The 22603-nt window shown below is 40.0% G+C and carries 20 protein-coding genes; 17 read left to right on the forward strand and 3 right to left on the reverse strand.

Going from position 1 to position 22603, the window contains the following annotated elements:
- On the reverse strand, positions 1 to 377 hold a 377-nt coding region (locus Q0779_RS19015), incomplete at its 3' end, for a hypothetical protein (protein ID WP_298775082.1).
- 630 nt (positions 378 to 1007) lie between these two features.
- On the opposite strand from Q0779_RS19015, the gene Q0779_RS19020 reads away from it, so the two are divergent.
- The 14 genes from Q0779_RS19020 to Q0779_RS19085 all read left to right on the forward strand — a co-directional run bounded on the left by Q0779_RS19020 (position 1008) and on the right by Q0779_RS19085 (position 16703).
- Complete coding sequence (locus Q0779_RS19020; RefSeq protein WP_298775084.1) at positions 1008 to 1568, forward strand: hypothetical protein; 561 nt, start codon at positions 1008 to 1010, stop codon at positions 1566 to 1568.
- Positions 1555 to 2103: a hypothetical protein gene (locus Q0779_RS19025; RefSeq protein ID WP_298775085.1), complete on the forward strand. Its 549-nt coding sequence runs from the start codon at positions 1555 to 1557 to the stop codon at positions 2101 to 2103. Before Q0779_RS19020 ends, Q0779_RS19025 begins: the two co-directional genes overlap by 14 nt.
- Before the next feature lie 3 nt (positions 2104 to 2106).
- Positions 2107 to 3639 (forward strand): hypothetical protein, encoded by a 1533-nt coding sequence (locus tag Q0779_RS19030; RefSeq protein ID WP_298775086.1) that lies wholly within the window; start codon positions 2107 to 2109, stop codon positions 3637 to 3639.
- A complete protein-coding gene (locus Q0779_RS19035) occupies positions 3639 to 4877 on the forward strand; it encodes a hypothetical protein (protein ID WP_298775087.1) in 1239 nt (412 codons plus the stop codon). The genes Q0779_RS19030 and Q0779_RS19035 overlap by 1 nt, the downstream gene beginning before the upstream one ends.
- 26 nt (positions 4878 to 4903) lie before the next feature.
- Entirely contained in the window at positions 4904 to 5599 is a 696-nt protein-coding gene (locus Q0779_RS19040) for a hypothetical protein (RefSeq protein ID WP_298775088.1), read from the forward strand.
- A gap of 3 nt (positions 5600 to 5602) precedes the next feature.
- A complete protein-coding gene (locus tag Q0779_RS19045; protein WP_298775089.1) occupies positions 5603 to 7102 on the forward strand; it encodes an ATPase, T2SS/T4P/T4SS family in 1500 nt (499 codons plus the stop codon).
- Complete coding sequence (locus Q0779_RS19050; RefSeq protein ID WP_298775090.1) at positions 7092 to 8156, forward strand: type II secretion system F family protein; 1065 nt, start codon at positions 7092 to 7094, stop codon at positions 8154 to 8156. Before Q0779_RS19045 ends, Q0779_RS19050 begins: the two co-directional genes overlap by 11 nt.
- A gap of 24 nt (positions 8157 to 8180) precedes the next feature.
- Entirely contained in the window at positions 8181 to 8615 is a 435-nt protein-coding gene (locus tag Q0779_RS19055) for a type II secretion system protein (RefSeq protein WP_298775092.1), read from the forward strand.
- Between the two features lie 655 nt (positions 8616 to 9270).
- Positions 9271 to 10593 carry a hypothetical protein gene (locus tag Q0779_RS19060; RefSeq protein WP_298775093.1) on the forward strand — a complete coding sequence of 441 codons (1323 nt, stop codon included), beginning with the start codon at positions 9271 to 9273 and terminating at the stop codon, positions 10591 to 10593.
- Between the two features lie 329 nt (positions 10594 to 10922).
- Positions 10923 to 12533, forward strand: a complete 1611-nt coding sequence (locus Q0779_RS19065; protein ID WP_298775094.1) for a conjugal transfer protein TraG N-terminal domain-containing protein — start codon at positions 10923 to 10925, stop codon at positions 12531 to 12533.
- Positions 12534 to 12699: 166 nt separating this feature from the next.
- Positions 12700 to 13224: a hypothetical protein gene (locus tag Q0779_RS19070; protein ID WP_298775097.1), complete on the forward strand. Its 525-nt coding sequence runs from the start codon at positions 12700 to 12702 to the stop codon at positions 13222 to 13224.
- Between the two features lie 18 nt (positions 13225 to 13242).
- Entirely contained in the window at positions 13243 to 13689 is a 447-nt protein-coding gene (locus tag Q0779_RS19075) for a hypothetical protein (RefSeq protein ID WP_298775099.1), read from the forward strand.
- Positions 13690 to 14017: 328 nt separating this feature from the next.
- The gene (locus tag Q0779_RS19080; protein WP_298775100.1) at positions 14018 to 15010 is read left to right on the forward strand and encodes an AAA family ATPase; all 993 of its coding nucleotides are present in this window, start codon (positions 14018 to 14020) and stop codon (positions 15008 to 15010) included.
- A gap of 70 nt (positions 15011 to 15080) precedes the next feature.
- Positions 15081 to 16703 (forward strand): vWA domain-containing protein, encoded by a 1623-nt coding sequence (locus Q0779_RS19085; RefSeq protein ID WP_298775101.1) that lies wholly within the window; start codon positions 15081 to 15083, stop codon positions 16701 to 16703.
- A 96-nt stretch (positions 16704 to 16799) separates the two neighbouring features.
- Here the strand turns inward: Q0779_RS19085 and Q0779_RS19090 are convergent, their stop codons facing one another.
- Positions 16800 to 17588, reverse strand: coding sequence for an endonuclease (locus Q0779_RS19090; RefSeq protein ID WP_298775103.1), 789 nt, complete (start codon positions 17586 to 17588; stop codon positions 16800 to 16802).
- 336 nt (positions 17589 to 17924) lie between these two features.
- Between Q0779_RS19090 and Q0779_RS19095 the strand changes: the two genes are divergently transcribed.
- The 3 genes from Q0779_RS19095 (at position 17925) to Q0779_RS19105 (ending at position 21895) form a co-directional block, all read left to right on the forward strand.
- On the forward strand, positions 17925 to 18356 hold the full coding sequence (locus Q0779_RS19095) for a hypothetical protein (RefSeq protein ID WP_298775104.1): 432 nt from the start codon (positions 17925 to 17927) through the stop codon (positions 18354 to 18356).
- A 232-nt stretch (positions 18357 to 18588) separates the two neighbouring features.
- On the forward strand, positions 18589 to 20436 hold the full coding sequence (locus Q0779_RS19100; RefSeq protein WP_298775106.1) for a hypothetical protein: 1848 nt from the start codon (positions 18589 to 18591) through the stop codon (positions 20434 to 20436).
- A 175-nt stretch (positions 20437 to 20611) separates the two neighbouring features.
- Positions 20612 to 21895 carry an SVAGG family GlyGly-CTERM protein gene (locus tag Q0779_RS19105; RefSeq protein ID WP_298775107.1) on the forward strand — a complete coding sequence of 428 codons (1284 nt, stop codon included), beginning with the start codon at positions 20612 to 20614 and terminating at the stop codon, positions 21893 to 21895.
- A 58-nt stretch (positions 21896 to 21953) separates the two neighbouring features.
- On the opposite strand, the gene Q0779_RS19110 is transcribed toward Q0779_RS19105, so the two are convergent.
- Complete coding sequence (locus Q0779_RS19110) at positions 21954 to 22592, reverse strand: hypothetical protein (RefSeq protein ID WP_298775108.1); 639 nt, start codon at positions 22590 to 22592, stop codon at positions 21954 to 21956.
- Positions 22593 to 22603 lie beyond the last annotated feature (11 nt).

Raw genomic sequence — 22603 nt, forward strand, 5'->3', positions numbered from 1 at the left:
CCCTGTTCCCACCTTGAATAACCGACAACCTTGTCGTGTTTACCTGAGTCCCACCTTGAATAACCGACAACTTTGTCACGTTTACCTGAGTCCCACCTTGAATAACCGACAACCTTGTCGTGTTTACCTGAGTCCCACCTTGAATAACCGACAACTTTGTCACGTTCGCCCTGTTCCCACCTTGAATAACCGACAACTTTGTCACGTTCGCCCTGTTCCCACCTTGAATAACCGACAACTTTGTCACGTTTACCCTGTTCCCACCTTGAATAACCGACAACCTTGTCGTGTTTACCTGAGTCCCACCTTGAATAACCGACAACTTTGTCGTGTTTACCTAAGTCCAGCCTTGGATAATCAACAATTTGGTCACGCACATAAGGGCTTTAATAACCATAATTCGACTATGTATAAACAGTTTTAAATCGACAAGTTTGTCACGACGAACCGACAAGTTTGTCACGATGAACCGACAACTTTGTCACGATGAACCGACAACTTTGTCACGCTAAATGCTCTAGAACCCCCGTTGGGTCTACGTTTCAAGCACCTTAAAAAGCTTTAAAAAAGATCTTTAAAAAAGATTTTATTAAAAAAGGGATGTATATGTGGATAACTCAAAAAACAAGTTAATCACAAACAACCCAAAAATCTCGCTCCGCGATCAATAAAATCTTTAATTTCTTTATTTTTAATATCTCCTAAAAGTTTATTCTTGCAAAAAACAAATATTAACTTTAAACACACTCAGAAAGCCTTGAAGACACTCAGACAAATCATTGTCATATTAGGCCTGTTTTTAATAAAGACTAAGCAGGGAGCCATTTAGACCCCTTAACAAGCATAAAAAACGTATAGAAAGTCAATAGATGATGTTAATGCAATCAATCTACTATTCAGTAAATTGAAGCAGTAATTAGATAATAGGTATTTTAGCGACCCCATAAAATTAAACCTTAATTTTATTAAATGAGATGCTCCCAATATCAAAAAAGCAAAGAGCATATGTGAAAAACGTGAACCGATCACACAAAATCACAATGATAGTCTTTATCTTCCTTTGTCATAGCCAGAGTCAAGCACGCTATGTTGAAACCATTACACCTCTGATCCAAGACGAACTAGGTGAGAAATCATTAATCGATATGCGTGATCAGCTTAACCGTATCCAAGCACAATATGCCGAATTAGCCAAAGCCATTAATGAAAGAGAGGGCATTATTGCAAACGAAGTCAAACGATTTGAAGAATTAATTGAAGCAAGAACTCAAGCAATAAACAGCATTAAAAGAGAAGATTCTTATCGCTTTTATACTGTCAGACCGAATTCTTTTAGGCTCGAATTAACGCTGTTTGCTAAACGAATAGGGATAAAAACAATACGGTGGTCATCAGATATAAAAGAATGTATCGATTGGCGTTTCGACTCGACTTTTCAAATTGATATCAGTAACAGAGAAGACGCAATAAATGAATTTTTTGATGGATTGCCTTTAATGGCCAAATTGCATTTAAAAGACCAATCACTCAATATCACAGCTACGGAGATAATGAATGATTGTTTCTAAACGACTGATAATAATCACAACACTAGCACTAACAGCATGTAGCAGTAACGAACCACTAGTTAATGTAGTCAATAAACATTACATCGACCCAACACCACTAGACATTGCTGTTATTAGATCCCCTATCCAAAGCACAAATGTCATACCCGTCGGCCCCAATAAAGGAATAATAGGCCCCCCAACAAAATACGAGCATTACAGTCATGTCATATTGCCACAAGAAATCGCTTTTTTAATGCCCAAAGGCAATATTAATCCTCGGTTGAAAATACATCCGCAAACAGGACAGATACAATTTTTAGTCAAGAAAGGGCCATTAAAAAATAACGTAGATAACCTATTTTCGTTCACTTCCGCCACCGTCCATTACATTGACGTGACTGACAGGCACAGGCTACCGAACTCATTTTGGATAAAATCAGAAACAATCCTTGGCATACTCGATGAGTTATTAAAACCATATCAAAAACCTCAACAACTCTTCGGCCAAATTTGGCTTAACGATATTATTACTATTAGTCATAAGAGATATTAATCAATGAATAATAAAATAAAATATCGAAACCTATTCATACTCATTGTGGCAATAATTAATACTCAATCATGCACTATTTACGAAACACCGATTAAATATCGAAAGAGTGCAGAGTCCGATATAAAACAATCAGAAGTTTGGCGTAATCAAGTACAACGCTATACCCATATTGAAATGATGAAGACAATTTTTGTCAATCAAGTCTCAAACGATGAAGCAATTAGACCTCAATGGACGTTTGAACGAATACAAAATCAAAAAATATCCTCATCAATGACAAGTGCGTTAAAACAAATATTCAGTGATAAAACCATCACCTTTAGATTTAACGATGAAGTAAACCCTCGTAAACCCATCACTAATGTGTTTAATAACGCGACCTATTTTGATGCATTAAACGCCATTGCTGCATCCTCGGGATATAGCTTCGAAATCAATGGCAATGTTGTTATCTGGTCACAATACCAAGTCAAAACGTTCAAAATCGCAATGGTTCCTGGAGTTGAAGAATTCGGAATTGGTAAGAAAGGTGACAAAAGTGTTAGTAGCTCAAGCACCACAGAGGTCCAAAAAAATACAGTTATTAGTTCAAAAGACGAATTTGCACACACAAAAGGTGAGATTAATGCACTTTACGATACCCTTTCTGGTGTGCAATTGTTATTAAGTGATTCAGGCAAGGCATCGTTATTACCATCAACCACCGCAATTGTCGTAAAAGACTTTCCCGATAATGTAAAGAAAGCAGGAGAGTTTATTCATGAGACAAATCAGCTACTAACTAAGCAAGTTTCAATGAAAATGGTGGTTTATGATATTTTAACGACTGACGAAACGATGGGATCACTCGATTGGAAAGTCCTTGCAAATGATTTAGTCGGAAGAGGGGTTGAAACCGGACTCGCTTCAGTGTTTGGCGATCAGGTCAGTACAGCCACTGCGCCCGTTCTCCTTGATTTCACTCGCACAACAGGAAGACTTGAAAACTCCCAAATTTTGCTTAACGCACTTCAAAGTCAAGGTGCCGTTAATGTGAAAACCTACCCCATGTCCACAGCAATGAACAACAGGGTCGCCAAATTACGCTCTATTGAACGAACAAATTTCATTTTAGAGCGTTCAATCACTAGTACCGTTAACATTGGAACCGAAGGGAGCATAAAACAAGGCACAGTCGAAACCGGCTTCTCACTCTACATGCTTCCTTCGATTATTAAAGATAAAGTGATTATCCGAGTGACAACCAATATGAGTGCCTTAGTGAGTCTGACAAAAAAAGGCGCCGTCGAAACTGAAGATAATACAGGCAATAACGTCTATATCGAGGCACCAGAAGTTGCCGACAAAGACTTTGATAATACGGTTATGATCCCGAATGGTAAAACCCTGCTCGTAGCAGCCTATTCGAGTTACCAAGAAGCCTCCAAAAACGCCAATGCCGGGTTTGATGTTCTGGGCACGAGCAAATCATCAAATAAACGCAGAATAGAGACCATTATTGCCATTACGCCTACCATCATCGATGGAATATTTTAATGAACATGCAGCAATTTTTAGAAAAAGGCTGGCTTACTAATGTCGCTTATACCGACATATTTGGACTTCAAAGTAAAAAACAAGTTGAAGAAAGGATAGATAAAAGCGACCGAGTTGGCCTGAAGTACCACTTTATTCAAAAGTATAACCATTCTTTTCGACGAGTATACGCTCATTCAAAAGCAGGCGTTTTGCTGGCACGTCTTATCGAAGACGTATTAGGGAAGGGCGCACATGGTGTATTTATTTACGTACTAGAAGATGGTTTTTACATGGCCGTCATTGATACGGGTAGAGTCACCCAAGATTGTGCAATTGATTTTAAAACAGATAGAGTAAACCCCCTAAGATCTCAGATCGTAAACCATTTTGTAAAAAACTCCCCGATAAACTGTTCTTTTTACACTAACAAGCCCATTGAGGCCCACGCTATTGCTTTAAATCTAAGTATCGATACAAACATTACTGAATTTAAGGAGCTCAGCCTGAGCTTAGCCTCTGTGCCTTTAAATGATGAATGGCAATTAGTGACTAAAAGCGACGTTAATCCCCCAATGGATCTGATAAAAACAACCACCCTGTTATTGGGCCTGCTTTTCGTCGTTGTTATCGCGGTATCGACTCTTATCCCTGAAGAGACAACACAACCAACAAAATCAATCGATCCCTATAAACAGCTCGTTGTTAAGCAAACAAATACGGGAACGAATATTAAATTCCAATTAGCAAGATTACATTTCGATATCACAGAGCTACATCAATTGATGAATTGGCAAGTGACTAAAATATTGAGTAAGAAAGAACTCACCATTATCAATATCATACCCATAGGACAACCTAATTTAGCCCAACTTAAACAATGGGTAGCAGAAAAACGATATCAATATAAACAAGTAAAAGGCCTCTTTTCAATTCTTATTCCATTAAAAAATTCACCCCCATTGACGGAAGCGATACTCCCACCCATCGGAGATGAAATTGCGTACATAAGAACAGCCCTAGAAAGGTGGTGGCCTAACGCCAAATTAACCGAGCTGAACGCAAAGACCTTCAATAAATCCAAGTGGGTTGAAACGGTATTAAAAGTATCATTTGACGACTGGGACCATTTTGATCTGGATACATTAGGCAGTTTATTAGCGACTCGAAGTCTGAGTTTTAATGAGGCATACCTAGATAAAAAAGAGACTGAGATTTTCCAAGGCCATGTTGAATTTGTTGTCTTTGGTACCCCCTAATCCACCATGTATTAAAGGGATAATATATGACCACTAAAAACGTAGCTTTGGCGATTGGAGCCAGCTTAATCCTTCTATTAAACTATTGGTTATTTTTTGATGATGAGAATGAAACCACTTCCTCCCCTAAAATTGAACGTAAAAAGCCCAGTCCTTCTTTAAGCCATGAGCAAGAGAAAACCTCTGTTAGACTGGTCCAAGCAGTAACGTACGAAGATGCCTATGCCGCTGCAAGTATCATGAAACGAGCAATGGACACAACAGAAGCCAAAGATTTTGTTATCGCAAGAACATCACTACGAGTACTGAGAATAGAAGATGATTATTTTAATCTGTTAGAAAAGATAGAGCTGAGTAAAGCAAAGATAGAGAAAATAAAACAGGACGGCGCCGAGATACCAATCGGCAATATATTGTCTACTGGGAACAGTGCATTTTCGAGCATTACCTCCCCCAATAGTGCAAATATAAACGCCAACGGTAATACCGGCAAAAGAGTCACAACATTAAGGCAGCCTGAAGATAACCGTGTCCGTTTGATTGGGATAACAGAAAATAGCACTATAACCGTCAAAATAGGATCCGAAGAATACACCCATATCAGAGTTGGCCATGTCATTAATCAACAATATAAAGTACAGGCAATCGATGTGACGTTAGAGTGCGTTGAGCTTAATGAGATCTTACGAAAAAAAGTAACAACAATATGTTATCAGGGGTGATATATGGACTTCAAACCTATTTCCCCAGAAGATCTTAAACAACTTCGGTATTTTCTGCCGAGTAACAAGCTTGTCGAAAACATGCAAAGAAAGGGACTCAGCTGTTGTATTTTTAGTTCCGGCGTATGCATCGTTAATCAAGGACAAGTGTTAGAAAACCCCAATTTAGTCCAGAGTGTATTAAATGACGTGGCACTGCTGGGGCTTGTTGTTAATAAGATATACCAATGCGAGCCAGAAGTCGTACAGCACCACATACAAGCATTAAGGGCATCTATTCAGGCTCAGAAAAAAGGCACCAATGACGACGTTGCCGCCAAAGCCGATTTCATGCAAATACTCAGTTGTGCGGTTAAGTATGATTGCAGTGATATACACATCAATGTTAGTGACCCCGAAACCCACGTTGTATTTCGACGTCATGGAGAAGCCTGGCGTGGTTCACCATTACTACCAACTTACAACGATGCTCTGCATATGATTTCCCGCGCAATCGGTGTCGAGGGCAGACATCAAGCAAGTGGTGATTTTGATAAAACCTCCATACAGCATACGAGTTATACCGAGAAAATAACACTAGATAGTAAAGAGCAAAGTGTCATGCTCAGGTTTGAGAAGCACCCCCTTGTGACTCGAGGTGACTTTAAGACAGTCATAAGGATTAATAAACAGCAGGCCGTTAAAGATCTTAACGAACTTAAGGCAGAGACAGAGTTCCAAACAGTAACAGATAGAATCATGTTGAGAGCACAAGGGCTCATCGTTGTCGTGGGACCAACAGGCAGTGGTAAAACCACATTAATGCATGGGATGATAAAAGCGTTTCCTCGAGACCGGTTCATGGACACACTGGAAGATCCAGTCGAAATAGTCACTAAGTATAATCCATTAATATCACAACATAATTACATAGAGAAAACAGGATACAATCATCAGTTGAGATCAATATTAAGACTTGATCCTGATGCGATACTCATTGGTGAAATGAGGGATGATGAAACCGCTCAATTGGCTTTTAATTCAGCGCGTACGGGACATTTAACACTGACATCACTACACGCTGACGGTGTACTTGCATGCTTTCACCGATTAAAAGGAATGCAAGTCCCTTTTCCTATTCAAGGAGAAGGTGAGCTTTTATTAATGCTTGTGTCTACTCGATTAGTCCCCATTTTATGCGAATGTAAGGTACGTGATAATAACCCCTCATCGACAATATGCCATCGTAATCCAAGCCCGTGCGAATTATGTTTTAACGGGATCACCCATCGAGAACCCGTCATTGAATACTTAATGCTCACGCCTAGTATTCGTCATTACCTGATCCAAAATAGACCTGATGAATTGTATAAACACTTAACAGAAAGTGGCTGGCTGCAAATGAAAGATAAGGTACTTAAAAGAGTGGTGAAAGGGGAGGTATCCCCCAGTGACGCTATCACTATCCCTGGTTTTGATGATCTGTTTAAACACACTAATAATAGAGATGAACATGAATATTGAGAACTGGATTAATAAAATACGGTTTTCAACACAAAGCCAATTCGAGTGGATGAACGCATATACATCAATGAAGGTGAGAGACAGAGGTGATTTAGATGTATTAAGCGCGATGGAAATGATCTTCGCCAGTGAGCATGGCCCTGCCAGTTTACCCAGTTACGTGACAAAAGAAGTGATTACACGATTTGAGTCAGAACCCCTTGTCACTATCATGACTGATTGGTTTGATCCAGATCTGTGTGTGATTTTTCAAGCCCAAAGAGAGAGCGCAGGCGAAGCCAATTTACTCCAAGAACTTGCAGAGCAAATGAGTAAGCAACAAACAGCGAGAGTTCAGTTTTTTAGAAGTCTGTTTATGCCTATCATGCTGTTCTTATTTGGGGTCGTTTTCATTACCGGGTTTAGTGTTTTTATTGTCCCAATGTTGTCTCAATTCTCCACCTCAGACCAAAACCCATCTCAAGGGCTACTGCCTATTCTTGTGACAATAGCCTCTGGTTTTAGTCGCTGGGGGTGGAAGATAAGCGCTTTCTTGCTAGGCACTGCCGCTTCTGTTTACGTCGTGCTCCCTTATTGGATTGGGATCACCCGACGAACCGCTGATAAGTACCTCGGATGGATTGGCTTGTCATTATACGGCCACTTCAAGTGCGCCCGGTTGCTCGGTGTTTTAGGTATGATGCTTAGATCCAATATTTCTGTTTATGAGAGTATTGCGATTATTAACCCTTACATGACGCCTTATCTTAAATGGCACTTACAACAGTTTCAGACATTAGCTGAACACGGTCTTCATGGTTTTGAGTTAATGGACACAGGCCTTCTCCCCCCCAAATCAAGAATTAGACTTCGGATAGCCAGTAGTAATGGCAGTCAAGAGTTTGAAAAAGCGTTCTCCGAGGTGGCTCTTTTTGCCAGTGAGGACTTTACCGGTAGTTTAAGATCAGTACAGACAAAAATAGGCACTGTCCTTATTTTGTTGGGGTTAGCGGGTATTTTTGTCGGAATGGTCGGTATGTTTCTGATGTTTTCAAGTCTCGGTGATTCTATTTAGTCCCTTACAAAAACAGGTAACACTATGTATAAAAAGAAAAATGGGTTTACATTGATTGAAATGATGGTTGTTTTATTGATTATTTTGGGTGTGGGAGCACTGTCGATGAAAGGCATACCCAAAGCAATGAACTTTTGGCGAAATTACTTACTAACAAAACAAGCTGAAGATATGCAAAAAGGCGCTCTGGATTACGCTAACTCTCTTGGCCACTTCACCGGTGTCTCTTGTGAAACACTTGTTGATGAAAATATTATTGATCAAAGTTACGGTGATTGCACAACAAGTAATCCGTTCGGAGGCGCTATTGATGTTTCTGAGGGGGACACTGTTTACGATCTTGTTATTGAATTTTCTGACGTACCTACCATTAACGGTAGAGCAATAGAAAGAAAGTCTGGAGAGAAAGCCGTTTATACGGAAGAAGGTGGCATCCTAGCCTGGACCTTCAAGAGCTAGATTTAGATTATGCTGAGTGATAATAAAGGATCAAGAAACCAAGGGTTCGTACTTATTTACCTGATTTTCAGCCTTTCAGTTATCACTTTTTTGATTAACATTTCTGTTAAAGAGATAAATTATCGTCAATCGATCAATAACGACAGAAACCTTTATGAGACTATAAGGCTAGTGAATGATGCATTTCAAGACAGTTACTTAGTTGAGTGCTACTCAAACCCAAATACAACGCCTATTATCACACTAGAGAAATTAAAATTAGAGGGTTTTCTTGATGATAGTATTAATATAGAGGTTATATTCGATAGTCAAAAGATCCCCCCTCGAACCCTCCTTATGACCAGATATACCCTGCATTCAAACAGAGTCGCGTTAAAACTAAAGGCCTTGTTTTCTACGGTTCAAGCCGAAGTAGATGAAAATACACTCTCGCTGACTTTTCATCTTAACACCCAAATCAGCGACCAAATACTACTAGAAAATAGAATTAACCACTCTCAACCATGCACACAGTCATGAAGAGACCCTTAAGACTGTGACGCAATAATAAGGCGCTACGGGGCAATAATTAATAGGTCAATACGAGGACCTTTAGTTCACAACCCGAGATCACGTAGCAGTCATAATCACACTAGTGTTTGTCGGAGTGATTAGCATGAAGATCATAAATAAGAGAATATCAACTTTTTACTATACCAGTTTAATTTTACTCGCTGCACTGTTCAATGTACCAAAAACCGCTGCCACAACCGATCAAACAGAGCTCATAGAACTTAATTATAAAATTAAAAAGAGCCAAGGTGTTATTTCCACTGAAGCCCCTGTTAACGTACCGAGTATCAATTTTGATTTCAATCCTATTAAGCCCGGACGTTGTGGCGCATTTGATTTAGATACTACCACTTTTTCCTCATTCGACGATGGATCGTTTAAGAGAATGCAGTCACAAGTGATTGGCATGCTGAAAGACAATTTCAATCCCGTAGGACTCATTGGGACTGTGATCAAGTCTGCAAACCCAGATCTATATGAAACGATAATGAATGGTGTATTTAGTGCAGAGACTAATTTTAACGGATCTATTGGACAATGTGAGGACATACAACAAGCCTCTGCAGACTTATTACTAGGCGACTTACAAGGGGTCTCAAGTAACGAAGCATTGAGTGAGGAAATTTCATCTGCTGAAGCCGACCCCGCAAGTGTCGATGTAACGAAAGTAATGAAGCAAGTCGGTAATGGAGAAAAAGGCATCGAGATTAGCGATGGAGTATACAAAGGCGGGGAAGGGCAAGCGCCTATCATGATTGTCAAAGATACCGCAATCACTGGGTACAACACACTAGCAGGAAGGTCATTAAATGATACCACCCCTGCTAACCTAAGTGAGTACAACCCTATCACCACAACGTTCTCTTCCCCTAAAGCGCTCACAGACTACGCCCTAGAAGTTGTTGGTGAAACCGAGATGAGAACATCAACAGGAACAAAAACAGAGCGTGCCCCTGGAAAAGGAGTAAAAAATCAAGCCAGGATCCACGCAAACGAACTGTATATTGAATTTGTTAAAGTGATGAGTAAACCCCTTTCTCAGATATCTAAAACAGACCTATCACTGGTCTCTGCTGGTAACACTCTTCAGGTCAACCTTGACTTAATTAGAATGTTAAAGGCTTTTCCAACAGAACGCCGCAAACACTATATAAATGCATTATCTACAAAGATCGCTTTTGCTAAAGAAGTGGACAAGTTGCTGCTACTAAGAAGAGCCCTAGTTGCAGGAATAGAAGTGACTCGGTTGAAATCATTTAAGGCATCAGTTGAAGAACATAATACCAAAATAAAAAATATCGACGATGAGCTCAATATGATTGAACAAGAATTAAGACTGAGAGAAATGGTAGCCGGTAATACGATTGAAAATATTTACCAAGCGTATGCATTGTTAAATGAAAAATATACACCAGTAGGAAAATAAGTGACCTCATTTATCTAGGAGTTGCTATGAAAAAAAAGTCACTAAAACAATATACTCTGATGACTATGACATTTAGTGGTTCTGTTTTCATCATCTTAATGACCACCCCGTTTCTGTACCAATTAATGAAAACATACGGCTGGGTATCCCCAATATTTAAAGCAACTATTGTGATCACATTTTGGTTGTTCGGACATAAGTACGTACAAAAACAGTTAGGCCGAAAACTCTCTCCCACAGAGATGAAACGTTACGCACTTCGGCGCCTTTGTTTTCTTATTTGTGTGCTTATTTTGCTTTTAGCGACTTTTATTGAGTGAGCATAGATTATGTACTCAAATAATATTTTTGAGATGTACACGCTGTTCAGTGGCTTTTACTTAAATAACGCCATTTTTTTTCTATTCAATGAGCTGGGATTCACCTTACTCCCATTTGCTGCAATGCTGATGAGAAATGTTTATGTCGCAAGAGCTCAAGGGCAAGACGAAGGGCCACCTGCTCTTTTGGCCCAGAAATGGTCCGAAATGGAATTTATTGTCATGTTGATTATTATGGTGACATTTGTCATGCCGAGCAGTGGCTCTGAAATACACTTAATCAAACCTGTTAATTATACAAACAATTCTTGTAGCACAAGCCCTGATAATTCAGACCCTAATACTAATAATAATGTTTCTGACGCAGATTATAATGCTCATCTTAGTACTGTCGACGCGAGTTATAATGGTATCGAACCACAGATCCCTTTAGGGATTATGATCGCACATAATTGGGCAAGCGGAGCCGCATATGCGATAAGCAATAGCATCCCTTGTCCCGATAATATACAAATTACAAAACTAAGGATTGCCGAGGTGTCCATCGGTGACGCTGCAGTGAATAAAGTAGGATCTGATTTTATGGCTCAGTGCTATAAACCAGCCTACATAACAACGATGGACAGTGAAAACGTACCTAAACACGACTTGGTTACTGTTGGTATTAACGGGTCTATGATTAAGCCCCATTACATCAACTCAACCATAAAAATAAACCAAACCCTTATTGATTCAGGGAAAAGTAATATCACACTGACATCAGAAGCCGTACTGTCAGAATCAGGTGATTATATTTTTCCATGCACACAAATAAACCAACAACTTAATGACTACATCATTGACGAGAACACCACTTTAGTTGACTCATTAAGTGCAGTCAGTTTAAGCTTTTTTGAATCACTATTTCCTGGTAAGAACATAGATTCTGTTTCAGCACACGCCAGAGAGATGATAGTAAACCAGGCGCTACTTGGCGATTGGGATCCAACACGCGAAGCTGTTACGGGAAGTCTTACTCACAATTTAAGCAATATGCAATCAGGCACGTCACCACACAAGTTTGATTCAAATACCGGACTGTTATTTCAAGGACTGAAAAGCTCGATACTCCAATTAACAACGGGCGCAAGTGTCACACTTGGCTCGTTAGAAGCGCGTTCTGCGGTAGAGTTGAACAATCTAATGCTTCTTGTTATTCAGATGCTATTTTATGCTTTTTGCCCAATATTTTTCATTTTTTGCGGGTATAAACCCAAAGCGGCGTTACAGATACTTGGTGCAATAGTCGCGCTCGAGTTTATGAATGTGATGTTCGTCATGAATGTGTACATCGATGAGGTTATTTCTGTTGCTTACCAAAAGATTAGTGCCACCACGATGAATAACGGCAGCATCACTAATGCATCAAGTGTCGCTCATTTAGTCGGAATGCGATTTTCTCAAAAAATGCATGTTTATAGTCCCTTTATTTACATTGGGTTAATGAGTTTTGCAGGTATTAAATTAGGCGGGGTCATGAATTCAGCACAGGCCGCAGTATCAAGCGCCGCTAGCGAATCAGCCGTAATGCTACAAAAAGTAACATCAATCATAACGAAGGGCGGCAAATTAGGGAAATAAGAATACATAAGCGACACTATCTGCTGTTCTCTGTTGTTACAGTGTTATGTAAATGTTTTCATTGTGTGCGCATTTTTATTGAAAATCCAATTGATTCAATTAGTTTGTTTGTTGCAATTAGTTTGTTGTCATGTTAAAAAAACAGTGGATAAAAAAAGGAACAGGCATGGAAGAAGACACACCATTCACTTTTTTGCTAAAAATTAGGTATAAAAGCCTTCACTTTTTAGAGATTATTACAAAAAACACAATCCAAAATGCCTCTGATGAAGAGCAAAAGGATTTGGTCGTTTGGTATACGTTGTATCAAGGGATTAATAGCTACTATGATAAAAATTATGATAAAGCAGATCGATACCTTAATTATTTTTCTTCAGACATATCTAGCTATACCCCCCATTACAAAGAATTTATTAAACGGATCAGTCTAAAAACCCCGAAAAATTTGTCTTCTAGATCAAAAATAGCACGCCAGATAGAGGAGAATTGCTTATTTTTAAGTTGCGATCTAATTAGCCAAATACCCGTTGTAAAAACCCCTAACCAATCTACCAACCCACTAGATCTTGACACAATAAAATTCGTACTTGAACTGATAGCTGTTAGCTGGGGAGTTAAAGAATTAAATATTAAAACTGTTTTATCGAGACTACAGCAGGAAAAAAACAATATCTCATGTTTGTTTTATTGAAGTGCAAGGAAGATAGGAATGAATATACAAACCCTACAGCATGTCAAAGAATGGTTATCCTTACTTCATCGTAAGTCCATTACTGATATACAAATTAATGATGAAGACCTAACGTTCAGAATGGATTTATATCAAGACAAATCTACTTTTATCGTACAAATGTGGGAAATGAGTATAACGAAAGGGATCAGTATCCGTTATCTGACACTCCTTTATTGCTACCCACTATCCAGACAACAAAGAGCCGTATTAGATCGTGATAACACTATGGGGCGCCTCCCCCGTGAAACCAACTTTGATACCGAGTATGTACTAGAAGAAATAGGGCCACACGGTGAGATAAGGTTTCATCACAATATAGAGCTAAAAAATGAGCAGGTTAAATCGGAATTAAATCAATTGCTTGTAGATTGGTCTATCGCAAATAGAATGACTTTACTTAACTTCAATTTGGATGATGGATAAAATACAATCACCTATGCAAGCCTAGCGTTGTTGTTAGCATAGGAGTTTAATTGACAAGATTTTTAGCTTCGGTTAGTCTAAAAAACAGACACCACGTTGGATATACTCTTCAACGTAACCCCCCAAAAAAACCTAAAAGTAAAATACCCTAAGACCACATCAACCAGCCTTTGCCTGATTGATGCCGTTTTTATTACGCCACCGCTCCCCCTGTTCACCGCCTACGGCTTAAGGCAAATCTTCTGATCGCCGAACTCAACTCCCCACACCCCGCACCCTTAGCCCTGAGATGGCCTAAACCCGGCTGCACCTTAAATGGAGAAGTACCATGAATAACACCAATTCCCAAACTATACACCCAGTTAAGTTCACCAATAAGTACATCGAGAAAGACGTCGCGGATATATTTTATGATTACGATTTACCGAAAGGTAAGCGATTTCTCACTGTACCTGACGGAGATAATGCTCTGACTGTATGGACTGGAATATTACCCCCCTTAGATCTAATCAAACACTGGATAGATCACCTTACTCACCATAGAGTCTGTAAACCGCTCTGCTTATTTGGAGAGACAGGAACAGGTAAAACCCATTTCTTTGAATATGTCTGCGCCAGGATGGGATTCCCTCTTAACCGCGTAAACATACATGAAGATATGCTAAGTGCCGATCTTGAAGGCTCCAAAGAGTTAGTTAATGGAGAGACAAGGATTAAATTGTCATCGATTACTAGGGCTTACGAAAAAGGAGGCATAATTCTAATTGACGAGGTAGATAAAGCCCCTGTGGGTGTTCAACATTTTCTACATGCGCTGTTAGATCGTCGAGAATTATCATTAATTGCCTGCAATACATCTATAAGTGCTTCTGAAAACACTGTGATTGTATGTACTGCTAACACAAACGGCAGTGGAGACAGTCAACGCTACCATTCTTCAGTCTGTTTCGATAAATCCTTATCAAGACGAATGAAGTTTGTTAAGACAAATTACCCCACTCCAGACGTCGAAATGTCATTTATTGAAAAACAATGCCCATCGATGCCTAAGTCTATTGTGACACTGATCTGCCTATCTGCTGAGTCATTACGACGAGCATTGATAGACACTGATGAGTTTCAAGCCCCATTTGGCCCCGGAGATAGCTTGTCGTGGGCAATAGAGATGGGGATACACAGTAAACTGACCCCTGCCGAAGTATTAGGCTTCGTCTACACCAACAGTCTAGCTCAACTAGAGCAAGACCTAGCTAACAAAATAGTCGCTGAACACTGGAAGGAAAAATTTAACCAGCCTATTGCGACATTAACCAACAGCTAACCCGCCATATTAGTAAATCATTCCCGCTGAATAGGGGAATGATGCACTTATCACTGTCTAAGGATTTGATATGAACAAGCAAGAATACATAAGCAAACTAAGAGCGTGGGCCCAGTGGGTCTTCGCAGACCGGTCACTACAACTTATTATCCAAGGAGACAAAGCCAGTGTATCCTTTGATAATAAGACTATTTGGCTGCCCAACGGCGATTTTACTGATCCCATGTTTACCCAGTTACTCGACGCGCTACTTGAGCATGAAGTCGGGCACTTAATGGAGAGCGACTTTAACCCGAGAGACAACGCCGATATTGCCTCTGAAATCCACGAGAAAATAGATTGGGGAGTGAATGACCAAGCTGAACACCCAATAGACAAGGTAACATTCGAGATTTATCTCTGGATGAGGAATCTTTTTGAAGATGTCAGAATGGAGAAAGTGAGGATTAAAAACTCCTGGTCTGCAGCTTGCGCATTGGCACCAATAGAGGAACTAGCAATCAAGCATGGCTTTTTTTCTGCCTTTACTGATAACCCTGATCCAGCCCATAATAAAACTCACTTCCTAAATTGGTTATTGATGTGGACGTTGGGAAAATTACGAGGGCATAAAAAGATATTAGCCTTTTCAAAACAGATAGAAAAATATCTTGTAGGGCTTGACCTCGTAGAGACCATCACGAAAGTAAAAACCACCGTACTTAATGCACCCTTAATCACCACCACCAATGTCAATGAGCTTGCGGTAGAAATCACAGCCTTGATTATCCCTACACTAGATGCAATAACCCCCAATAACCCCCCTGACGAGGAACCACAAGAGTTACCCTCGACAATCTCAGATGTAATTAATTCTGAGATTAACCGACAAGCCACCACCTATCTCAGTGATCAACCAATGCGAGAGGAACTGACTATTGAAATACTCACGACCAATATCAACACATCATCGGAAGATCTCTTTGATGGTTCAGCCATAACACAGGACGGATATATTGATGAAGATGCTATCCACAGTAGTTCAATCTTACTAAAAAAACACCACCAAGATTCTAATACGCGAGACATCCCGAGCAACACCGGCTCGAGACTGTATCGTAACAGGATCAATGACTTAGCAATGGGATCAACAAATGTGTTTAGCCAACGACACAAAAGTAAAGCGTTCACCCCTTGCTACATCACCCTTCTGGTCGATAAGTCAAACTCAATGCATTGGGCTATGAGGCAAATAAATAGCGCCGTTTATGGGCTAACTGAAGGATTAATGAAAAACGCACATTGTAAAGTACAAGTTATCTATTACTCAATAGCTACAGAGCTGTACAGTGCGAAAAAATGGAGTGAAAAACCCTTGAAGCAAAAATTCTCCGTAAAAGAGAATTACACCACCGAAACAGCTTCAGCTGTGATCAAAACGATGAGTACGTACCCTTCATCAAGCCACGCAGCAAAAAAGATTATTTTGCTAATCACCGACGGAGAAATGGATTTAGGACAACCCATTACCACCATGATCAAGGAGGCTAAACAAAAACATTTTCACTTAATTGGAGTTGGAATTGACACCCCAGTGATTGATGGTTTTGATCAGTTTATCAGAGTAGATAAACCGGAGGAAACCGCCCCTATAGTTGCTGAACAACTACAGCACTACATTGATCAACCCGGCCACTACAGACTGAGGAACTAATGTGAAACCCTCTGATAATCAGGGGGTTTGTTGTTATCTCATATATAGTTGTTGTTTAAAGCATAAGTCATATTTATAGCGACATATAGATTACGCTCAGCACCCACGCAACACGAACATATTCTTATTACCCTGAATTTTTTCTATTCGTTTAGCCCTAACGCACTCCCATTGAGATACCGGAAACTGCTTATCCCAAGCAATCATGAGTTTTTGTTGCTGCTTGCTCATTGTGTATTTCGGATAGACGGCTTGCATATACATATAAGTACGGGCGATGCGACCACGCGCCTTAACCGGGGGCTGTGCTTTGCGATGGTCGATACGCATATCGCATTGGCCAAAATCCGATTTAGCGCTGGGTAACAGGGTGAAATTATAATTACTCCGAAGTGCATTCACAGCACCAATAGCGGGGTAAAGATTGTACAGATCCGACTGCATATATTGATACTCAGTATTCATTTTAGATGCACATTTTCTGCCTTTAAACGATTTTCCCTTGCTGTTCATGCAAGCTTTGTTCCCCTCACGCCATTCTACAAATGCTCGACCAAAATTTTCCGCTGGAACTACATGTTCCATTTCTACTCGTTTAGCCCGCTTTTTATACACACTGGTTTTAAACCCAGTTGGTGGAGTGATGTTTTTCTTTTTATCGAAACTGGCACCACAATAAATCGTTTTTCGTTCTAAAGTACCCATGTAAACATTGGACATTAATACTTTTTTTGCTTTTGTGAATGACTGATATTTTTCATTCACTCCAGCAACAGCCGCTGAACTAGACGAAAGAGCGATAAGAGATAAACAGGCTACATAAATGAATCTGAATAAAAAATGATATAAGTGAGAGTGCATAAAAAGCTGCCTAATCCAACGCATAGTAAAAGTACTCCTTTCATAAATAACCTGAATTTCCACCAAAAGTTGTTTCTAAGTGAGCGTATTAGCTTAATAGCCAACACCCTTAACCCTAAAAAGATAAGAAAATAAATTAACCACCATCCAAGTGCATACGACATACTTCCTCCCAACTTCACTAGTACAAATAGTATACACTTATTGGCTTTTCTCGCTTTTTATCGAATAAACAATGACCTGCTTAATCATTTCGTGGATATCTTCTTAATTTAGCGATGACTGTACACCGTTAGGTGCCAAGCGAGGATTTAATAAGCTGATATAGTACCTATTCGAGCTAATAAAAAGGAGTTAGTTATGACGACACGAACGGTCGATTTCAATTATTTTAAAATAGAGTTTACACCTAATGATTGTGGCGGGGAGTTTGTTGAAGCCCACTTGAACCCCGCTTTTTTTACACATCTAGATCCCTCACAAAGAGAAGGTTTCAGGCAATTTCTTGGTTTTAAAATGTGTCAGATAATGAATGGTGTTGATGTTGAAGTAAGCCTTGATAGCGAAATAAAGCAACTATGCGCTGATTTTAATCTACCGCCCATGAATACTGCCCCTCAACACCCCATTTTGACTGGGGTAAATTGGTTTAGCGAAAAAGTAAAAGCCATATTCAAGGGGAAGAAGGTCTATCCACTAGAGCAATTACCCCTTCAGGTATCGCCCATAAATAGAGATATAATGACGATCTTAAATACAGATATAGCAACTAATGAAGATATAATGCATTGAAAATAAGTACGTATAAATTCACCGAGTATAAAAGGGAGGTACTATTTGGATTTATAGAAAGGCAAGCATTAGGTCATACTTCTGTTTGCTTTTTATACAGATTCTGTTATTTTAAATATAAGCAAGACAACCCCCCCCACCAGATCAGCAGCCATTTTATCCGTTGTTATCTTTACCAATTATTAACCCGAACACCCCTATCTTTCGGTTTATAAATGATAAAGGTCCTGTCATGTTATATTTTTTATCTAGATGGTCACTTATATACCTGTTAAGTGCTGCTTTTTCCTTTCCAGCCTACACAGCTGATCCAAGCGATATTGCTGTATCTGCGGTCAATATGTCATCAAATAGTAATACATATCGTCGCAAAATGGTGCTACGTACTGCTGAGCAAATGAGCGCATTAAGAACCGCTCTGACAAATTACTATGCTGAGAATGGCGCCTGGCCACCTAACCTCACACAGTTGAGCGCAGAAGGACACTATCTTGGCGAACTAACGACTCCTTATGGAACCATATCTGGGAATAATTCAGGCACTAATTTTAATCTATCATTAGAACTTCCCGAGGGTGCTCAAGCGCCTGTCATTACTAAAATGATAGCGTCACAAAGCGCCGGTGAGGCCAACAATAACCAGCTATCACTTAGCGTATCTCCGCCATCAACATTCGCCATCGCCGCGACTATGTTATGTCGGAAACAAAACCCCGACGATCCTAACTGCGCCACAATGGAGCAAAACCTTAGTATGGCTAACCATTCCATACTAGATGTATTAGAGATTGAGTCTGAAAGTGTGAAAACCCAAGTTGTTGATACAAAATCACTTAATGTTAGTGAAGATTTAAAAATCGAACGAGATCTCGATTTAGTTAGAGATATTAAGGTTGGGCGTAATATTGATATAGCAGGTGATATCAATATCACAAAAACTATGACTGTTGATGGCTCAGCCGCACTTAATGAACTTACCGTTAGTGAGTTAGCTCAATTCAAAAAAGGAATTAAAGTTGATACGACTGCAGTATTCGGTGGAGAAGTCGATATTACAAACGGCCTAAAAGCCAAAACAGCTAACCTCCAGAAACTTGTTGTTTCCGGTACAACTAAGTTAGAAAATACCGAATTAGATCAATTAAATGTCAACCTAAACGCATATATTAAAGGTCAATTAAGGGCCGGAAGCCAACTTATAGAAGGCGACAGCCAATTCAAAGGCAGCATCGATGTTGAGAAAAATGTAACAATTAAAGGCCTGCTTAGCGTAACAGGTGTCACCACCGGAGGTGCTATTTATGCTAACGGGGGCCTCTTTGCCGGAAATAAGCGAATTGTAAGTAATGATGGAAAAACACTATACGAAAACCTTAAACCACTTAAGGACGTATATTTGGGCATTTCAGCCAAAGCGACCGATGCTAATAAACTTGATGGATATGACTCCACTGCATTCGCCATTAGAGGCAACACCAACACATTCACTAAAAATAATATTTTCAATGGTGGTATTACGGGCTCAACCGCCAGCTTCTCTACCCTTAAGTCAACAAATAGTATTTATGAGAAAGGTAAAACATTACAAGCCAGATACTTAGGGATAGCTGCTACAGCCGCTAATGCCAATAAGCTCGATAATATTGACTCCAGTCAATTCGCTCGGTTAGATTTATCGACCCGCTTTAAGAAGAACGTGACGGTTGATGGAACTGTCAAGGCGAGTAATGTCTATGCCGCTGGTAATAAAGGGCTAAAAGAGGCTTACGACAACGCACTAAGTGCTAAAAGCCAAGCAAGCACGAATAAAACGGCTATCGCCGCACTAGTTAGCTGGCGCAGTGCTTGTAAAATATATGGCACTGCTGATACCCGCTGTAACATTAAAACTCCACCAAAAACAACAGGCTGTACTCCTGGTTCGACTTCAAGCGCGCCAAATTGGGTATGCCGAATCGGTCAAGTTCCCTGCGAGCCAGGTGTTAAAACCCGACAATGTTTAACTAATCGAACATGGGGCCCGTATCAGACAGTGACTTACGCATGGTGTATTAATCGTGGTAATCACCAATGCCAGTAAAACCAGTTCACCGCCTACGGCTTAAGGCAAATCTTCTGATCGCCGAACTTACCCTTTTAAACTGACATCAGTCTCACCATCAAAACAATCGCAATGCTTATTCTTAATTATTAACACTTTGATACTAAAGAATAAATTGTTTGCTATGCTATAACGACTAAGAAAGGAGTCTATTATGAGCACATTTAAAGACATACTACCAACATGCTTCAAGCGTACCTACATCACAATATTGTTTAGTTTGATCTTGTGTCTTGGTGTTGTTAATCAAAAGGCTCACGCCAGCGACACTGTGGATCTGTTATTTGTCGTAGAACCCTCAGTATTAGATGAGATCAGCCGTGAAGCATTAGCCACATTGATTAACGAGCAAGTTGATTATGCCAATGACGAATTTAGTGAATTCGATATTGAGTATACGATCACAGCCATCATCGTATGGGAGGATAACAAGGCCAGTGAAGGGTTAAGCCAAGGGAAAACATTTACCCGTGTCTTAGTTCCTACGTTCTACTCAATTCTTTTTAACGAAGAGGAGTACAACGCAGTTTTTACTGACCAAGATGAGAATGAACACTACGATCCTCGAGCCAAAGACTTACTTAACTACTATGGCGCCGATAAACTTGTCTTTTTAACAAAAGAAGATGATGAAGCCATCAACGCCGTTGGTGTGGGGATGAAAAACCTAGGCACCGCAATGCAGGCCAGTGCCATGAAAACGATCCCTGATTTTCTTGCCCATGAGTTGGCCCATAATCTTGCGATGGGGCACACCAGCCTTGATGACTGCCAACAACAGATGTATCTGTTGTGTGATGGTGGCGGTAACAACTCTGGGTTCACGGTAGCAGAAAAATCGATTATCCAAAAGATCATTAATTTTGACGCTGACTTTGATTTAGAGTTCTATCATATGGATCACTACCTTGGACGTCGCGTTGCGCCTTTAGCAATTACTGGGCAATTACGCATTAGTGTAGAGGAGTCTGACGTGTCCACAAGTAGTAATAGCACTGAAGTTTTGGTGACTTTACTGGATAACAATGGTGACCCATATGTAAGTGAAAACACTGTGAGCTTTGAATTATTCACAAACGCAATTACTGCAACACCAGGCACTCACTATGATAAAACCCTCCAGCAAACCCTTGTATTCGCCGCTGGCGAAAACGAAAAAAGGATTGATGTAGATGTTACTCATACTGATACGGAAGTAACGTTTGAAATTGGCGCTCATTATGGCAATGGCGTTAGCGACAGTAATGTCGAAACGATTACTATCGAAGCGACAACCTCAACCACGCCTACTCCAGATAGCGGAAGTGACAACGGAAGCACTGACTCAGGAGACAGTGGCGGCGCTTTGCAATGGATTATTTTATTGTTGCTGGGAGTAATATCTTTACTTAGAACTGCAAATGTAAAAAAGTTAATTTTGTTAAAGCGAACAGGCTAAACAACCAACCCATAAAAAAACTGACTCTGGTCAGTTTTTTTTGCGAAGATCTAAGTCACTACTCAGGTGGAGCACACCCTATATCAACTATAGCTCTATGCTGATAGTCAACATCCCCCGAGATAAGCACTAGCCACTCCCCTCCAACATTTTCAACATCCACTCCTTTAGGCGTTGATTTTAAAGGATAGAGCTCACCTTTTAAAAGAATAGGAACCATCCCTTCCTCACATAAAGGTATGTCCACACGCTCCCCATTTAGCATCATTCTAGCCCCTTTAGGAAAGTACTCCATAAAAACAGAACCAGGCTCCGCATCCAGATACCAACGATTATGAACCATAAACCCCTTTTCTACGGACACAAATCGAGGCTCATTATCTTGATAAATCGCTCGCGATAACATAGCGTAGCGATAATCCTCCATAACGGCTTTATGTAACCACTTAATCCTTTTTTGTTGAGCGTTATTCAGTTTTAGGGGCGGAGATTTTTCCCAATGAGCAACAATTTTTGCTAAACGAGGAGACTCAAGTACCCAATCCTCCCAAGCATTGACCTTCTCCGTTTCTCTTGGGCTATACCGAGTCTGAATAACAAGTATAAGGACTGACAACAGCAATAAGTTTAAAATGGTTATTATTAATATCAGTCCTATCTTTCTAACCAGATCACGATTCAAGCTATGTTTAGACATATATAATACTC

The organism is uncultured Shewanella sp., assembly GCF_947491715.1.
GTDB lineage: Bacteria > Pseudomonadota > Gammaproteobacteria > Enterobacterales > Shewanellaceae > Shewanella.

Bases quoted from the DNA above. Each gene is read 5' to 3' on its own strand.
- Q0779_RS19035 (WP_298775087.1), top strand. From the start codon at position 3,639: ATGAACATGCAGCAATTTTTAGAAAAAGGCTGGCTTACTAATGTCGCT.
- Q0779_RS19045 (WP_298775089.1), top strand. From the start codon at position 5,603: ATGGACTTCAAACCTATTTCCCCAGAAGATCTTAAACAACTTCGGTAT.
- Q0779_RS19090 (WP_298775103.1), bottom strand. From the start codon at position 17,588: ATGCGTTGGATTAGGCAGCTTTTTATGCACTCTCACTTATATCATTTT.
- Q0779_RS19055 (WP_298775092.1), top strand. From the start codon at position 8,181: ATGTATAAAAAGAAAAATGGGTTTACATTGATTGAAATGATGGTTGTT.
- Q0779_RS19025 (WP_298775085.1), top strand. From the start codon at position 1,555: ATGATTGTTTCTAAACGACTGATAATAATCACAACACTAGCACTAACA.
- Q0779_RS19040 (WP_298775088.1), top strand. From the start codon at position 4,904: ATGACCACTAAAAACGTAGCTTTGGCGATTGGAGCCAGCTTAATCCTT.
- Q0779_RS19075 (WP_298775099.1), top strand. From the start codon at position 13,243: ATGAATATACAAACCCTACAGCATGTCAAAGAATGGTTATCCTTACTT.
- Q0779_RS19070 (WP_298775097.1), top strand. From the start codon at position 12,700: ATGGAAGAAGACACACCATTCACTTTTTTGCTAAAAATTAGGTATAAA.
- Q0779_RS19105 (WP_298775107.1), top strand. From the start codon at position 20,612: ATGAGCACATTTAAAGACATACTACCAACATGCTTCAAGCGTACCTAC.
- Q0779_RS19095 (WP_298775104.1), top strand. From the start codon at position 17,925: ATGACGACACGAACGGTCGATTTCAATTATTTTAAAATAGAGTTTACA.
- Q0779_RS19085 (WP_298775101.1), top strand. From the start codon at position 15,081: ATGAACAAGCAAGAATACATAAGCAAACTAAGAGCGTGGGCCCAGTGG.
- Q0779_RS19065 (WP_298775094.1), top strand. From the start codon at position 10,923: ATGTACTCAAATAATATTTTTGAGATGTACACGCTGTTCAGTGGCTTT.
- Q0779_RS19080 (WP_298775100.1), top strand. From the start codon at position 14,018: ATGAATAACACCAATTCCCAAACTATACACCCAGTTAAGTTCACCAAT.
- Q0779_RS19030 (WP_298775086.1), top strand. From the start codon at position 2,107: ATGAATAATAAAATAAAATATCGAAACCTATTCATACTCATTGTGGCA.
- Q0779_RS19110 (WP_298775108.1), bottom strand. From the start codon at position 22,592: ATGTCTAAACATAGCTTGAATCGTGATCTGGTTAGAAAGATAGGACTG.
- Q0779_RS19100 (WP_298775106.1), top strand. From the start codon at position 18,589: ATGTTATATTTTTTATCTAGATGGTCACTTATATACCTGTTAAGTGCT.
- Q0779_RS19060 (WP_298775093.1), top strand. From the start codon at position 9,271: ATGAAGATCATAAATAAGAGAATATCAACTTTTTACTATACCAGTTTA.
- Q0779_RS19050 (WP_298775090.1), top strand. From the start codon at position 7,092: ATGAATATTGAGAACTGGATTAATAAAATACGGTTTTCAACACAAAGC.